Here is a 14,758-nt window from a genome sequence, read left to right as displayed (position 1 = left end):
GCGCCCGAACGATCAGCTCGGACGTTGCTCCGTGATGCTGATGATGATCGGCATCGGCATTCCCTTGGGCGGCGGCTCGCGCAGCGTCAGATTGCCGAACACCTCGCTGCGAAGCGCCGCGTCGAGCTCCGCATCGCCGGTCGAGCCGGCGAGCTGCACGCGGACGACGCGGCCGCTCTGATCCGCCCAGAGCCGAATCTTGCCGCGCATGTTGGCCTTGCGCGTCTTCTTGTTCTGCTCGAGCGCGGAGCGCAGCTGCGATGTCACGATGGAGGCGTACCAGCCCCAGCCTCCGCCGCCGCCCCCGCCCCCGCCCCCGCCGAAGGCGCTGCCGCCCGGCTTGCCGCCGAGGCCGAAGCTGTCGCCCGGCCCCTGCCCTTTCGCATCGAGCGACAGCGGACCCGGCGGCTCGTCGGCCTTGGCGTCCTTCACCGGATCGGCCTTCGCCTCCTCGATCGGCTTTTGCTCCTGAAACTCCTGCTGCTGCTCCTCGAACTTCGTCTCCTCGATCGGCTTTTGATCGGGCGGCGGCGGCGGAGGGGGCGGCGGCGGAAGGCTGATGACCGTCAGCTCGCGCACCTGCCTGGGCGGCGGAAGATCGTCGTGCCGCGTGAGAGCGACGACGATGCCGCCGACCGTCAATGTCACGCCGCCGACGGCGATGGCGGCCTTGTAGCGCTCGAACCAGCCGCGCCGCCGGCGCGGCGATTGCCGCGATGGATCGCGCGTGCGCTGATGCTTTGGATCAATCGGCCATTTCATGAATGCGTCTCCGCTGTGCCGGCGTCGCGCCGACTTGCGTCTCATTTCACGAGCGGCTTGGTGGCGAGACCGACCTGCGCCAGGCCGATACGGGACAAGAGATCGAGAACGTCGATGACGCTCTGATATTGCGCCTGCGAATCGCCGCGCAGCACGATCGGAAAGTCGGGTGTCAGCGCCTTCTGCTGAATGAGCCGCTGCTCCAGCTCCGGCAATGTCACGGGTATCGTGTCGAGGAAAAGCTTGCCGTCGGCGCCGACGGTGATCGCCTTGGTCGTCTGCGTCGCAAGGCTCGGCGCCGCCGAGGCCTTGGGCAGATTGACCTTCTGCCCCTGCACGGTCGCTGTCGTCATGATGATGAAGATCACCAGCAGCACATAGGCGAGATCGAGCATCGGCGTGATGTTGATGTCGTCATAGGGCTTGCCGTCGTCCTGCGCCTTCATCGCTCACTCCCCCGCCGTCGGCCGCTCGGCGAGACCGCCGCGAGGCTCGGAATAGGCTTCGGCCATCTTCGTCACGAACTCGTCGACGAAGACGTGAATCTCGCTGGTCAAATCCTTGATGCGGGAGATGAGATAATTGTAGCCGAACAGCGCCGGGATCGCGACGCCGAGGCCGGCGACAGTGGCGACCAGCGCCGCCGCAATGCCCGGCGCGATGGCGTTGACGTTCACATCGCCGCTCGCCGCAATCGCGGCGAAGGTGATCATCACGCCGACCACCGTGCCGAGCAGGCCGAGGAAGGGCCCGCCGGAAATGGCGATCGTCAGCACCACCATCATGCGGTTGAGCGCCTGCGTCTCCTTGACGACGCCGCTGTCGAGCGCCGCGCGGATCGCCGCGATCGACGCGCCCGACAGAACCGTCGGCCGTCCGCCCGCCACGAAGCGGTGCGCAATCTCGGAGGCGCCGATGTGATAGATGCGATACAGCGCCGAGAGACGCATCATCTCGGCCTCGGCCTCGCCGATGCGGCCGCCGATCGTGGCGACCTCCTCGGCGTCGCCGTGGTCGAGCGCCGTCAGATCGGTCGCCATCTCGCGAAAGCTCTTCATGAACTGCTCATTGGCCTTGGCCTGGCGGCTCACATAGGAGGCACGGTCGATCATCACCATCCAGCTGATCGCCGCCATGATCATCAACAGGCCGATCACGATCCAGCCGTCGAGCGTGACGGAGCGCAGGATCACCGCGAGATAGCCGGAGGACCAGCCGGCGGCCTCCTCGTCGACGCTGAAGGCGACGAGCTTCGACGGATCGGAGCCCTGGCTGATGGCGGCGAATTTGACGAAGCCGGCGGAGCGGGCGGCCTTCGCCATCTGCAGTTCGTCCACGTCGCCGACGAAGGCTGAGGCCGTATCGCCCGCCTCGCCGCCCATCGTGGCGACGCTCTGCAGGGCCGGCAGCGCGGCGTCGATGTTCGCATAGACGGCGCCGTCGACATAGAGAGTCACGCGCCCCGCGCCGGCGACCACGGCGATGTGGCGCCAGGCGTTGGCGGCGACCGCGGCGCCGGCGGCGGTGCGGGTCGCGACGCCCGCATTGGTCACCTCGACGAAAGGCGCGCCATTGTCGAAGCCGACCACCAGAGCGTCGGCGCCATCGCGCCGGCTATAGAGAACGGCGTTCGGCGCATGCGCGAGCGGCTTCGCCCACAGCGATAGGCTGAAGGCGGAGCCGGCCGGAACGGCCATGGTCGGAGAAGCCGGCATAGCGAAGGGCGCGTGGCCGTCGAGCCGCAGGCCCGAGCCGATCAGCGCGCCATCCGCGCTCTGCACGATGCTCGACGCATTATGCGCCCAGATGGTCGCATCCATCGCCGGCGTTCCGCGCTCGGCGAAATGATACACCAGCGAGGCGTCGGGATCGTAGGTGCCTTTGGCGTCGGCGCCCGCGACCGCTTTCTTGTTTCCGTAGTAGAGCCAGATATCGGTCTTGCCGCCCGCCGGAACATTCGGCGCGCCGACCCAGACGAGCGCCTCTCCGAGCAGAGAATCGAATTTCTCGATGTGATATTTGAGCGGCGTCTTGTCGTCGCCGGCGACGAAGCGAAGATCCGCGCCGTCCTCCTTCGCCGAAGAGAAGCGGAAATTGCCCATATGCAGCCGCACCAGCACCGGCGCCGGACCGATCGCGTCGGTGATATTGGCGCCCGAAGCGCCGGCGTCGATGGTGATCTTCTTGCGCATCTCCCATTCGTCGTTCCACCAGGCCATGGCGGAGGACGAGCACAAGGTCAGCATCGCCAGCAGCAGCAGCATCCGCCGCGCCGCAGCACGCGCAAAACGAGAAGGGCGCGCTTCGATTCGCGGCCGCAAGTCGATATGATTCGTTCTCATCAGAATTCACCCCAGACGCGAAAATTCAGGCGTGGCTCCCTCGCCTGCGTGTAGACTTGGCGGATCATCGGCGTCGAATAGACGAACATGCCGCTCACATGATCGAGCAGCTTGACGCGCGCGCCGAAGCCGTAGCTCCACAGATTGAAATGCGCCTGCTGCTCGGCCAGCGGATGCAGCACTTCGGCCGCGCCCTTGTCGACGAAGCCGAACAGGCGCCATTCATCGAAGATCGCGACCGTCGGCTCCCCTTCGGCAGCTTCGCGCTTGATCGCGTCCTGCAGCATCTCGCCCACATCGGGACTGCGCAGCTCGAAACTGCCGATGGCGCCGGTGTCGCCCAGGATCTCCGATTCGAGATAGCCGCGGACGCTGTCGAGGCCGCCGACGCTGATCTGCTCGCTCGACACCAGCGGGCCGTCGGCGATCTGGCCGACGAAACGCCCATAGGCCTGGAATCCCGCCGGCAGCGCCTGCAGATGCGAGGCCTCGAGATTGAAATGGGCGAAGCGTCCAGACGCATAAGCGCGCTTGTTGTCGAAGGCGGAAAAGTCGCTGCTCGCCGTCCGCATGTTCAAGGTGAGCGACGCGCTGAGCTGCGAGGTGAAGTCCTCGGTCTGATAGGCGCCGCCATAGGTGAGCACGAAGGGATAATATGTGATCGGCGTCGAGGTGGCCTCGGCGCCGCCGAGCCGGACGATCTCGCCATAGTGTTTATAGTCGAGCCCGGCCGACAGCGAATGATACAGATTTTCGATCGCCGGAAGCGACATCACGGCGCGCGCGCCGATCGTCTGGCCCGGGCCGACGACATTGATTCCGCCGACGGTCGCGACGTCGCTGCTCGACGTGAGGCCATAGGCGAGGACGGAGAGCCAATCGACGTCGGGAATGCGCGCGAGATAGGAGGCCGAGAAGACTTCCGCATTGGAGCGCCGCTCGGGCGCGACCTGATAGGTGAAGCTCAGCGAATGGCCGAGTTGCCAGAGATTGTCGTATCGCACGGTTCCGACGACGCGCAGCGCCGACGTATTCGGCGAGCGCCGGTTGTTGAGCTCCACATTGGCGTGCACGGGGAGCTTGTCGTCGACGGTGAGATCGACGTCCACCGTGCCCGGCGTGACGCCGGCCCGCAGCGACGGCGTCACGCGCCGGTCTGGCCATTGATTGAGCGCGACGATCTCCTTCGTCACCGCGCCGAAATTCGGGACGTTTCCCTCCTTCAGAGAGGGGGCTTTCTCTTTGATTTTGTCGATGTCGAAATAGCGCGCGTTCTTCACGCGCAGCCGGCCGACCTTCAGCTCCGCCACCTTCAGGACGACAACGCCGCCCTTCACGCTCTGCTGAGGCACCGACACGCCGACGGTTTGAAAGCCCCTGTCGTGATAGGCCTTCTCCAGCGCGGCGCGCGCCTTCTCGACGTCGTCGGCCGTCTTTCGGGGTCCGACGAAGGGATAGATCGCCTCCTCGACCTCGACCTGCGTCAGGCGCTCGGCGCCCTCGACGGCGAAATCGTCGATGTCGAAACGCGCCGGCGGCGCCGGCTTGCTCGCCGCCTTGTCGGCGCCGGCCTTGGCCGAGCCGGCGTCGGCCGAACCAGCCTTTCCCGAACCTGCCTCGCCCGATGAAGCGCCAGAAGGCTTTTCAGCGTCGGCGGCCACGGGTGTCGTTGCGGCGCGGCGCGCTTCGCCCTCCCCCGCTTTCGCGGCGCTCGCCGACCATGCCGGAGCGGCCGCCGTCACAGCGCCGCACATCACGAGGACGGCCACGGCGGAACAATTGATCTCGCCGCGGAACCGCAAGCATTCGCGGCCTCCCGCCTCATCCTTGGACAGAATCATTCCGCCTCTCACGCCGCACAGTGAAAATCCCCTCCGTGCGGATGACTTCCGCTCGGAGCGACGAAAAAGCACACGCTCTCTACTTGGGAGACGATCGGGAGAGACCGGACCCGAAAAAAATTCGTCATGGACCCGGGGAAAAATTTCGCGGGCGCCACGACGACGCGGTTTCGAGGGGAGATGACGACGCGCCCGGCGCCGCGTCGGGCGCCGGATTTATGCGTCACCGCCGGCGTTTGCCGGGGCGGGCGTCGGCGGAAAGCGTTTCGAAGGTCGTGCGAAGCGATGAAACGGCGCTGCGCCAGGTCCAGCGCTCGCGCGCCGCGGCCCATCGCTCGGCCCGCCGCTCTGCGGCGAGTTCTCGAGCAGCAACGCCGACGCGACGCCAGAGACGAGCCGCGTCGCGAAACGCCTCGTCATGACGGGCGCTCCGATCGCGCCAGCGCCGCAACGCCTCGAGATCGGCCTCCGTCGCCTCGCCGGATTTCAACCGCACGATCCAATTCAGGGCGTCGTCGAGAAGCTGGCGCGGCTCGAGGGACGCGCTCCCTTCCCCGGCAATGGGAGGCTCGCAGACGGGTTCGACCCCACGGCGAGCATCCGCGGGAGGGCGATCATCCGAATATCGGCGATGTTCCTGGCTTATATCCATGCGCGCCCCGGATATGCCTGCGTCCCATTCGTCCGGTCCGCCCGCCGCCGCTCGGCGAAGCGCCCTCGAGACGCCAGCCGCGAAGAGCCCCCGCGCCCGACGCTTCGGCGAGTCGATGTCGTCGAACCTACACATAGAGAGACGATCGGCGGCTTTCTATCCCGAAAGGCGCGTCCGCGTTTTTTCGCGCCGGCTCACGCCCTCGGCCGCGGGCCGCCGAGCCGGACGACCGGCGTTCGGCTCAGACTATCGGCGCAATGCATCAGAGCATGCTTCAGATCGGTCTCGACGGTGCGCGTCGTCACCTGCAGGCTGGCGGCGACTTCCTGCGCGGTCCGCCCCTCGATGGCGATTCTGTGCAGAACTTCGCGCCGCCGCGCGGGAAGCGCTTCCATCGCGCGCTTGAACGCCTCGATCTCCGAGCGCGCCTCCGCGACCCGCGAAGGGTCCGGCGACTCGTCGCAAAGATCGAGCAGCTCATCGACCGTCGTCGCGCTCAGGCGACGTTGTCCGGCCTTCTTGCGATCCTTGGCGATATTGACGGCCGCGCAGAATATATAGTCCTTCGGGCTGCGTACCGGGGTCACGTCATTTACCCGGTCGAAGCGCAGAAACGCCTCGTGCAGCGCCTCATGCGCGAAATCGGACGAGCCCAATCGCCTCGTCAGCTGCCGCGCCAGCTCGTCATAGTTTTGCACGAGCTGAGCGCACAAACGCGCGCGGTTGGTTTCGATCACGTGACACCCGCCCCCGAGCCGCCATCCCCCGCTAAATGGGGGCGCGGCAGTAAGTAACGAGGCAGAGCTACAGATTTGTGACGCTCACGCCGGGGCTGCCCCGAGCGTGCCGCGGTCGGCCATGTTTCGGCCGTCCCGCCGCCATGAGGCGCGGCGCCGCCGAGCCGGAGCGGCTGCCGGGAAACTATCGGGCTCCCAAACGGTTGAGAGCGCTCGAGGGCGAGCGGACGCGAACCGGCTCCGGACGAGTCATCGCGCTGTCACACAATCCTCGTGAAATCCCGTGGTCGCGGGAGCGGCGCCTTGCGGCCATTTTTTCGCCCCAGGCCCCGGGCGCGCATACAGGAAAGAGGAGTAATGGGCGAGAAACCCGAGATCACCATGGACGCGGACAACCCCGTCATTTCTCTGCAGCGCAGCTTCGATGCGCCGCGCTCGCGCGTCTTCGAGGCGTTCACGCGCGCCGAGGACGTCGACCGCTGGTTCAAGCCGAGCGGCTTCCGCCTCGTGGAATGCGAGATCGATTTGCGTGTCGGCGGAAGCTGGCGCGTCGCGCTGCGCGGTCCGCAGGGCGAGACGCATCGCCTCAGCGGCGAATATCGCGAGATCGACGCGCCGCAGCGGCTCGTGCAGACGCTGCGCTCCGATGACGCGCCGCAGACGCAGGCGTTGGAGACTCTGGTCTTCTCCGAAGCCGACGGCAAGACGCTGCTGACCAGCACCATCACCCATGCGTCGGCCGCGAGCCGCGACCGCCATGTCGCCTCCGGGCTCGAGAAGCGGGCGGCGCAGCTGCTCGACCGTCTCGCGGACCATCTGCAATACGGAGACGCCGCGGCGATGGACGATCCGCCGGCGCCGGTCGCCGCGCCGGGCGAGCGGAGGACGGCCAGGCCGCTCGGCCGCATCGCGGCGGCGCTCGCCGTTCTCGTCGCGCTCGCGGGCGGCGGCGTGTATTGGACCATGCAGCAGACGCCCAATGCGGCGGCGACCGGGCCCGGGCCGGTCGCTCACAAGGCGAGCGCGACCGGCGCGCTCGTCGCTGTCGGCGCCGTTGCGCTGCGCGCCGAAGTCGCGGGACCGATCGAGCTGGTCGATTGCGATATCGGCGGAGAGGTCGTGTCGGGGACCGTCTGCGCGACGATCGACGAACGCGCGAGAGAAGCGGCTCGCGACCACGCCGAATTGGTCATGGCCGAGGCCGAGGAGCAGATCCGGATCGACGAAGGGCGCGTCGAGGCCGCGACCGCCGCGCTGGACCGGGAAAAGCGCAAGCGCCGCGCCGGCGCTCGCGCGGCCGAGAAGGCGCAGGCCGCCCTCGACGAGGCGCAGCAGCGAGCGGCGCGATCCAAGACGGCGTTCGAGCGGGCGACCGCCGCGTTCGAATCGGCCAGCGAGAGCGCCTCTCGCGCTCGGATCGTCTCGCCGATCGACGGCGCCGTCGCCTCGCGCAAGGCCGAGGCTGGCGCGACCGTCGCCGAAGGCGAGGAGCTATTCGTCGTCGCGCCCGCCCCGATCGCTCTGCAGATCGAAGCGCGCGTCGCCGACCCGAGCGAGGTCCATGTCGGCGACAAGGCGACATTCACCGTCGACGGGCTGGACAACCGCGCCTTCACGGGAGCCGTCGGCAAGATCGGCCGGCCGGCGGCCGACGGCGCCGACAAGAGCCCCGACGCCGATCTCGTCGTCATCGACGCGCCAGACCCGGACCATGTGCTGAAGCCCGGCATGACGGCGAAAGTCGAGATCGAGACCGGCGCGCGGCCTCAATAGCCGCGCGCCGCGCCTGCGGGCGAGCGCGGATCGTTGACGCCGGTGATGACGCCGTCGACGACTCCGATCGCCTCGCAAGCGCCGAAGGGCGCATGATCCTCGATCTGATGGCCCATCTCCTCGAGCCGGCGCCGCGTCTGCGGCGTGAGCGCGCCCGGCTCGGCGAGCGCCACGTCCGGCAGCCATTGATGATGAATGCGCGGCGCCGCGACCGCCTGCTCGAGGCTCATGCGGTGGTCGACGACATCGAGCAGGGCTTGCAGCGTCACCGAGATGATGCGCGGACCATTGGGGCTGCCGAGCACGAGGACGACCTTGCCGTCCTTCGTCACAATGGTCGGCGACATGGACGAGAGCGGACGCTTGCCCGGCGCGATCGCATTGGCGCTCCCCTGCACGAGTCTAAAGCCGTTGGAGGCGCCCGGGCGCGCGGCGAAATCATCCATCTCGTCGTTGAGCAGCACGCCCGTTTCCGGCGCCATCACCTGCGCGCCGAAGGAGCCGTTGAGCGTGTAGGTCACGGCGACGGCCGAGCCTTCGCCGTCGAGAATCGAGTAATGCGTCGTCTCCGGCCGCTCGCGCAGCGCCGCGCCCGTCGCGAGATCTGCGGAAGGCGTGGCCCGCTCCGGGGATATTCGCGCGCGAATCTCGGCGGCGTAAGTTTTTGAGGTCAGACGCTCGACCGGATTGCGCACGAAGGCCGGATCGCCGAGCAGCAGATTGCGGTCCTTAAAGGCGTGGCGCTCCGCCTCGATCAGCAGATGCAATGACCGCGGCGCATGGAAGCCGAGCGCGGCGAGGTCATAGCCCTCGAGAATGTTCAAAATCTCGCACAGCGCGACGCCGCCGGAGCTCGGCGGCGCCGAGGAGAGGATTGCATAGCCGCGATAGGCGCAGCGCACCGGCTCTCGCTCCTCGACCCGATAGCGCGCGAAATCCTCGGCGGAAACGACGCCGTTGGCCGCCGTGGCGGCGCGCTCGATCGCTTGCGGAACGCGCCCCTCGTAGAAGGCGCGCGGCCCGCGCGCCGCGATCTCGCGCAACAGCCGCGCGAGATCGCTCTGCACGAGCCGGTCGCCCGCCTGCAGAGGCGAGCCATCGGGGCGAAAGAAAATCGTCGCGGCGGCGGGATCATCCTTCAGACGCTTGGCCGCCCGCAGCGGCGGCAGGTCGCTCTCCTCCAGGACGAAGCCTTGCTCGGCGAGCGCGATCGCCGGCGCGATCAAGCTCTCGCGCGGCAGGCGCCCATAGTGCTCGCGCGCGGTTTCGAGGCCGAGCACTGTCCCAGGAACCGCGACGGCGCGAAAGCCGATGCGGCTCGCATCGGCGACGACCTCGCCCGACGGGTCGAGGAACATGTCGGCGGTCGCCGCCGCCGGCGCACTCTCGCGAAAATTGACGAATCGGTCCTCGCCGTCGGCGCGATGAAGCAGCAGAAAGCCGCCGCCGCCGAGATTGCCGCAGCAGGGATGCACGACGGCGAGCGCATAGCCGACGGCGACGGCGGCGTCGACGGCGTTGCCGCCCGCCTTCAGAATGGAAAGGCCCACTTCGCTCGCGAGCCTGTGCTCGGTGACGACCATGCCGCGCCGCCCCGTCGCCACGGGCTCCGCCGTGGCGGCGTAGGCGACGAGGAGGAGGAGAGCGGCGGCGAGCAGGCGTTGCATTCGGTCGATCCTGTCCTGGCGATGAGCGATGGAAATAAGCGAGCCTGAAGGCTCGCTCTATCGCCGGCTTCCGACCGCCTCCCCCGCCACCAGCACGAAGCCCCGGCTGCGGCCGTCATTGCCCGCATCGCTCGTGTTCATCGCGGCGAAGAGATCGGCGGCGGCGATCCAGACCGGCGGATATTTGTAGCGCGCCACATCGAGCACGAGAAAGCGGTCGGTCCTGCCGTCATAGGCGGCGAGCGGCGAAATATGCCCGCCGCGCTGCTGCCCGAGCGCGGCGCGCAGATAATTGACGACCACATGATGCTTCTTCCTGGAGAGATGATCGATGGCGAGCGCGCGGAACTCCTCGAGCGAGGACTGCGCCGCGTGAACCGTGCGCGCCGAAAGGCCGAAGCGCGCGAAGAGCGCGCCGAGTTCGTCCAGCGTCATGCCTCTCTGCAGGATGCTGTCTCGGCGCACGATCGCTTCGGTCCGGTCGTCGAACACATTCTCCTGCGTGAAGCTCGCCGGATCGAGGCCTTTGGCGGGAGGCGCCGGCAGCTCGAGGCTGTTCAGCACCATCACGAGCGTCGCGACGCCGCAGAAAGCGCCGTTCGCCTGGGTGACGAATTCCGTCGCGAGCGGCCAATAAGCCTCGCGCGCCTCCGCCTCGAGGAACCATTCGCGTCCCTGCGCGCTGCGCAGATCGACGAGATTGTCGGCGAGCGGCAGACGCTCCGCCAGCGCCGGCGCGAGGCCGACGAGGCAAGCGAGGCCGAGACGGACGAGAAGAAAAAAGACCGGACGTCGAAGGATGGTCATCATCGTCGGAAGCTGCATGTGCGACGGCTCGGACCCGAGCCCCAGGCGCGGGGGGAGAGTAGAAGCGCCGGCGGCGGCGCGCAACCGCCGTCGACATTCTCGCGCGCCGCCTTAACTGCGCGCGAAAGGAGAAAAGGAGCGGTCCGATGAGCACTCTGACGAAGCTCGCGCTCGGCATGATGGGACGGCTGCGCCCCAAGCCCGTGCGCGGCGAAGCGCTGGCGCAGATCGCCCTCCCCGCCGCGCACAAGGAGGGCGGCATGCCCCTGATGGAGGCGCTGGGGAAGCGCCGCTCGACCCGCGAGTTCGCGCCGGCGGAGCTGCCGCTGCCGCTGCTCTCCGACCTGCTGTGGGCGGCCTGCGGCGTGAACGGTCCAGACGGGCTGCGCACCGCGCCCTCCGCCCTCGATGCGCGGGAGGTCGATCTCTATGTCGCGCTTCCGTCGGGCGCCTATCTCTATGAACCCGACGCCCATGTCCTGTCGCTCGTCGTCTCGAGCGACATCAGGCGCGTGACCGGCTATCAGGATTTCGTCGACGACGCGCCGCTGGACCTCATCCTGGCCGCGGACATCGGCCGCATGAGGCTCGCGCCGGTCGCCCAGCGCGAGAGCTTTGCGGCGGTCGCCGCCGGCGCCATCTCGCAGAATGTCTATTTGTTCGCCGCCGCCAATGGGCTCGCCGCCGTGATCCGCGCCTGGATCGACCGCGAGGCGATCGCCGAGGCGCTGGGGCTGACCCACGACCAGCATATCCTGCTGTCGCAAACGGTCGGCTATCCCCGCGGCTGACCGGCGGACGCCTGGAGACGGCGGCGTCGATGGAGAAGCCGATGGCTTACGAGCTCGACTACTGGCCGGACATACAAGGCCGCGGCGAATTCGTCCGCCTCGTGCTCGAGGAGGCGGGCGCCGATTATGTCGATGTCGCGCGCGAACGCGACGGCGAAGCGAGAATGCTGGCGCTGCTCGCGCGCGAGGACATTGCGACGCCGCCTTTCGCGGCGCCCTTCCTGAAGGACGGCGACATCATCATCGGCCAGACCGCCGCGATCCTGCTCTATCTCGGCGACCGGCACGGCCTCGCGCCGCGAGACGCATCGCTGCGGCTCTGGACTCACCAGATCCAGCTCACCATCGCCGATCTCGTCTCAGAGGCTCACGAGACGCATCACCCGCTCGGCGCCGATCTCTCCTACGAGGAGCAGAAGGACGCCGCCGCGAGGCGCGCGAAGAGCTTTCGCGAGACGCGCATTCCGAAATTCCTGCGCTGGTTCGAGACCATCCTCGCCAATAATCCGCGTGGGGACGCCTGCCTCGTCGGCGACGCCGTCACCACCGCCGATCTGTCGCTGTTTCAGGCGGTCGAGGGATTGCTCTACGCCTTCCCCACAGCCACGAGAGCCGCCCTCGCCGAGACGTCGCGGGTCGCGCGCCTGCACGGCGCGATCGCGCAACGCCCGCGCATCCGCGCCCATCTGACGAGCGGGCGCCGCATCGCGTTCAACGACTATGGAATATTCCGTCACTATCCGGAGCTCGACTCCCGTTCGAACCCTCGAGAGCGAGCTTGAAGGCTCGCTCTTCCGAGCGTCTCGGTCATTGCTCCGCCGCCGCCACATGACGCTTCACGGCGAGGAAGCTGTCCGGCGTCACCGACACCGAATCTATTCCGCACTCGACCAGGAACTCGGCGAATTCCGGATGATCGCTCGGCGCCTGCCCGCACAGGCCGATCTTGGCGCCGGCGCCGCGCGCGGCGGCGATCACGGTGCGGATCATCCATTTCACCGCCTCGTCCTGCTCGTCGAACAGTTCGGCGAGCTCGGCCGAATCGCGGTCGACGCCGAGCGTGAGCTGAGTGAGATCATTGCTGCCGATGGAGAAGCCGTCGAAGCGTTCGGCAAAGGCCTTCGCCAGAATGACATTGGAGGGAATCTCGCACATCACATAGACCTGCAGCCCGTTCTCGCCGCGCCTCAGCCCATTCGCCGCCATGACCTCGAGCACGCGATCCGCCTCCTTCACCGCGCGGCAGAAGGGGATCATCACGATGACGTTTGTAAAACCCATCTCCTCGCGCAGACGGCGGACGGCGCGGCATTCGAGCGCGAAGCCCTCGCGATAGCGCGGCGAATAATAGCGTGAGGCGCCGCGAAAGCCGATCATCGGATTTTCTTCTTTCGGCTCGAACTCGGCGCCGCCGATCAATTGGGCGTATTCATTGGTCTTGAAGTCGCTCATGCGCACGATGACCGGCCGCGGATGCACGGAGGCCGCGATGCGGCCGAGCGCGCGCGACAGGCGGTCGACGAAATATTCGGTCTTGTCGTCATAGCCGATCGTCGCCTCGGCGATTTTCCGCTTGGCGTCCTCGTCCTTCAGCCCGTCGTAATGCACGAGCGCCATCGGATGGATCTTGATGTCGTTGTTGACGACGAACTCCATGCGCGCGAGGCCGACGCCGTCGGCGGGAAGACGCCACCAGCGAAAGGCCGCGGCCGGATCGGCCAGATTGAGCATGACCTTCACGCGCGTCTCCGGAACGGCGGAGAGATCGAGCTCCTCCGCCTCGAAATCGGCGACGCCCTCATAGACGAAACCCGTGTCGCCTTCCGCGCAGGACAAAGTGACGAGCTGCTCGTCGTGAAGAACGTGCGTCGCATCCGCCGCGCCGACGATCGCCGGCAGTCCGAGCTCGCGGCTGACGATGGCGGCGTGCGAGGTGCGGCCGCCATGCTCGGTGACGATGGCGGCGGCGCGCTTCATGATCGGCGCCCAATCGGGATCGGTCGTGCGCGTCACCAATATCGCGCCGTCGACGAAGCGGCCGATCTCGCGCACATCCTCGATCACGCAGATCTTGCCCGCCGTCACGGCGTCGCCGATCGCCAGCCCCGAGCAGAGGGTGCGGCCCTTGCGATGGATATGATAGGTCGCGAGCGCGCTCGCGCCGCGCCGCGACTGCACCGTCTCTGGACGCGCCTGCACGATATAGAGCGCGCCGGTCTCGCCGTCCTTGGCCCATTCCATATCCATCGGCCGGCCGTAATGGTCCTCGATCAGCCGCGCCCAGCGCGCGAGCTGGAGAATATCCGCGTCGCCGAGAACGAAAGCGGCGCGCTCGGCCTTGGAGGTCGGGACATTGCGGGTGGGACGATCGCCCTGCGGCGCATAGATCATCTTCACCATCTTGGCGCCGCGCTTCTTCTCGATGATCGGCGTGAGCGCGCCGTCCGCGAGGAAGGGCTTGAACACGACATATTCGTCCGGGTCGACGGCGCCTTGCACGACAGTCTCGCCGAGCCCCCAGGAGGCGTCGATCAGCACGACCTCGTCGAAGCCGGTCTCGGTGTCGATCGAGAACATCACGCCCGCGCCGCCCATATCCGAGCGGACCATGATCTGCACGCCGACCGACAGCGCGACCTTCATATGGTCGAAGCCCTGCGCCTCGCGATAGGCGATGGCGCGATCGGTGAACAGCGAGGCGTAGCAGCGCCGGCAGGCGTCGAGCAGCGCGCGCTCGCCGCGAATGTCGAGATAGGTCTCCTGCTGGCCGGCGAAGCTCGCATTGGGCAGATCTTCGGCGGTGGCGCTCGACCGCACGGCGACATCGGGCTCCGCCTCGCCGACGCGCCGTCCGAGCTCGCGATAGGCCGCGACGATCGCGCTCGCCATCTCCGGCGACCAGCGGCCGCGCAGAATGGCCCCGCGAATGGTCGCGCCCGCATCGGCGAGCGCGATCCTGCCGTCTTCCAGCTCGGCGAGGGTCGCGGCGATCGCCTCTTTCAGCCCATTGCCCTCGACGAAGCGGCGAAAGGCGTCGGCCGTCGTGGCGAATCCCGGCGGCGTCCTGACGCCCTTCGCCGTGAGATGAACGATCATCTCGCCGAGCGAAGCATTCTTGCCTCCGACGCTCGCCACATCCCCGCGCGTCACCTCCTCGAGCCAGACCACATTGCGCGCAGCGTCGATCATTCGATCCTCCCTCGGCGGTCTCGCGGCGAACGATCTCCGAGCGAATGCGCGGCTTTCGATGTCCGGGCTGCTCGGGCCATTCCCCCTTGCAAATGGGAGCGGCGCCCGCCCGAGGCAACGCCGACGGGACGCTGTGGCGGGACATGCGAGGAAGGCTCCGGGACACGCCCCGAGAGGAGCGTGTCCGTCATGATGCC

12 protein-coding genes are annotated in these 14,758 nt (G+C 67.7%); 3 read left to right on the top strand and 9 right to left on the bottom strand.

Annotated features, from left to right (window positions below; translation table 11 throughout):
- Positions 1–12: 12 nt before the first annotated feature.
- The 6 genes from K3F48_RS01710 to K3F48_RS01685 all read right to left on the bottom strand — a co-directional run bounded on the left by K3F48_RS01710 (position 13) and on the right by K3F48_RS01685 (position 6,334).
- Positions 13–762 carry a TonB C-terminal domain-containing protein gene (locus K3F48_RS01710; protein WP_222573666.1) on the bottom strand — a complete coding sequence of 250 codons (750 nt, stop codon included), beginning with the start codon at positions 760–762 and terminating at the stop codon, positions 13–15.
- A gap of 41 nt (positions 763–803) precedes the next feature.
- On the bottom strand, positions 804–1,208 hold the full coding sequence (locus K3F48_RS01705; RefSeq protein ID WP_222573665.1) for a biopolymer transporter ExbD: 405 nt from the start codon (positions 1,206–1,208) through the stop codon (positions 804–806).
- A gap of 3 nt (positions 1,209–1,211) precedes the next feature.
- The gene (locus K3F48_RS01700) at positions 1,212–3,026 is read right to left on the bottom strand and encodes a DUF2341 domain-containing protein (protein WP_255607949.1); all 1,815 of its coding nucleotides are present in this window, start codon (positions 3,024–3,026) and stop codon (positions 1,212–1,214) included.
- 77 nt (positions 3,027–3,103) lie between these two features.
- Positions 3,104–4,945, bottom strand: coding sequence for a ShlB/FhaC/HecB family hemolysin secretion/activation protein (locus K3F48_RS01695; RefSeq protein WP_222573663.1), 1,842 nt, complete (start codon positions 4,943–4,945; stop codon positions 3,104–3,106).
- A 223-nt stretch (positions 4,946–5,168) separates the two neighbouring features.
- Positions 5,169–5,597 (bottom strand): DUF4880 domain-containing protein, encoded by a 429-nt coding sequence (locus tag K3F48_RS01690; protein WP_222573662.1) that lies wholly within the window; start codon positions 5,595–5,597, stop codon positions 5,169–5,171.
- A gap of 194 nt (positions 5,598–5,791) precedes the next feature.
- Positions 5,792–6,334: an RNA polymerase sigma factor gene (locus tag K3F48_RS01685; protein WP_222573661.1), complete on the bottom strand. Its 543-nt coding sequence runs from the start codon at positions 6,332–6,334 to the stop codon at positions 5,792–5,794.
- 357 nt (positions 6,335–6,691) lie between these two features.
- On the opposite strand from K3F48_RS01685, the gene K3F48_RS01680 reads away from it, so the two are divergent.
- Complete coding sequence (locus K3F48_RS01680; RefSeq protein ID WP_222573660.1) at positions 6,692–8,107, top strand: SRPBCC domain-containing protein; 1,416 nt, start codon at positions 6,692–6,694, stop codon at positions 8,105–8,107.
- On the opposite strand, the gene ggt is transcribed toward K3F48_RS01680, so the two are convergent.
- Positions 8,101–9,774 (bottom strand): gamma-glutamyltransferase, encoded by a 1,674-nt coding sequence (gene ggt / locus K3F48_RS01675; RefSeq protein WP_222573659.1) that lies wholly within the window; start codon positions 9,772–9,774, stop codon positions 8,101–8,103. The genes K3F48_RS01680 and ggt overlap by 7 nt on opposite strands.
- 57 nt (positions 9,775–9,831) lie before the next feature.
- The gene (locus K3F48_RS01670) at positions 9,832–10,599 is read right to left on the bottom strand and encodes a phytochelatin synthase family protein (protein WP_255607946.1); all 768 of its coding nucleotides are present in this window, start codon (positions 10,597–10,599) and stop codon (positions 9,832–9,834) included.
- A 128-nt stretch (positions 10,600–10,727) separates the two neighbouring features.
- Here K3F48_RS01670 and K3F48_RS01665 point away from each other — a divergent pair, with 128 nt between their 5' ends.
- Positions 10,728–11,372: a SagB/ThcOx family dehydrogenase gene (locus K3F48_RS01665; protein WP_222573658.1), complete on the top strand. Its 645-nt coding sequence runs from the start codon at positions 10,728–10,730 to the stop codon at positions 11,370–11,372.
- A 41-nt stretch (positions 11,373–11,413) separates the two neighbouring features.
- Positions 11,414–12,154, top strand: a complete 741-nt coding sequence (locus K3F48_RS01660) for a glutathione S-transferase (protein WP_222573657.1) — start codon at positions 11,414–11,416, stop codon at positions 12,152–12,154.
- Positions 12,155–12,179: 25 nt separating this feature from the next.
- On the opposite strand, the gene ppsA is transcribed toward K3F48_RS01660, so the two are convergent.
- Complete coding sequence (gene ppsA / locus K3F48_RS01655; RefSeq protein ID WP_222573656.1) at positions 12,180–14,561, bottom strand: phosphoenolpyruvate synthase; 2,382 nt, start codon at positions 14,559–14,561, stop codon at positions 12,180–12,182.
- Positions 14,562–14,758 lie beyond the last annotated feature (197 nt).

Origin of the sequence: Methylosinus sp. Sm6, assembly GCF_019802345.1 — a bacterium.
Taxonomy (GTDB): Bacteria; Pseudomonadota; Alphaproteobacteria; order Rhizobiales; family Beijerinckiaceae; genus Methylosinus.
This window is presented reverse-complemented; position numbering and strand designations above follow the sequence as displayed.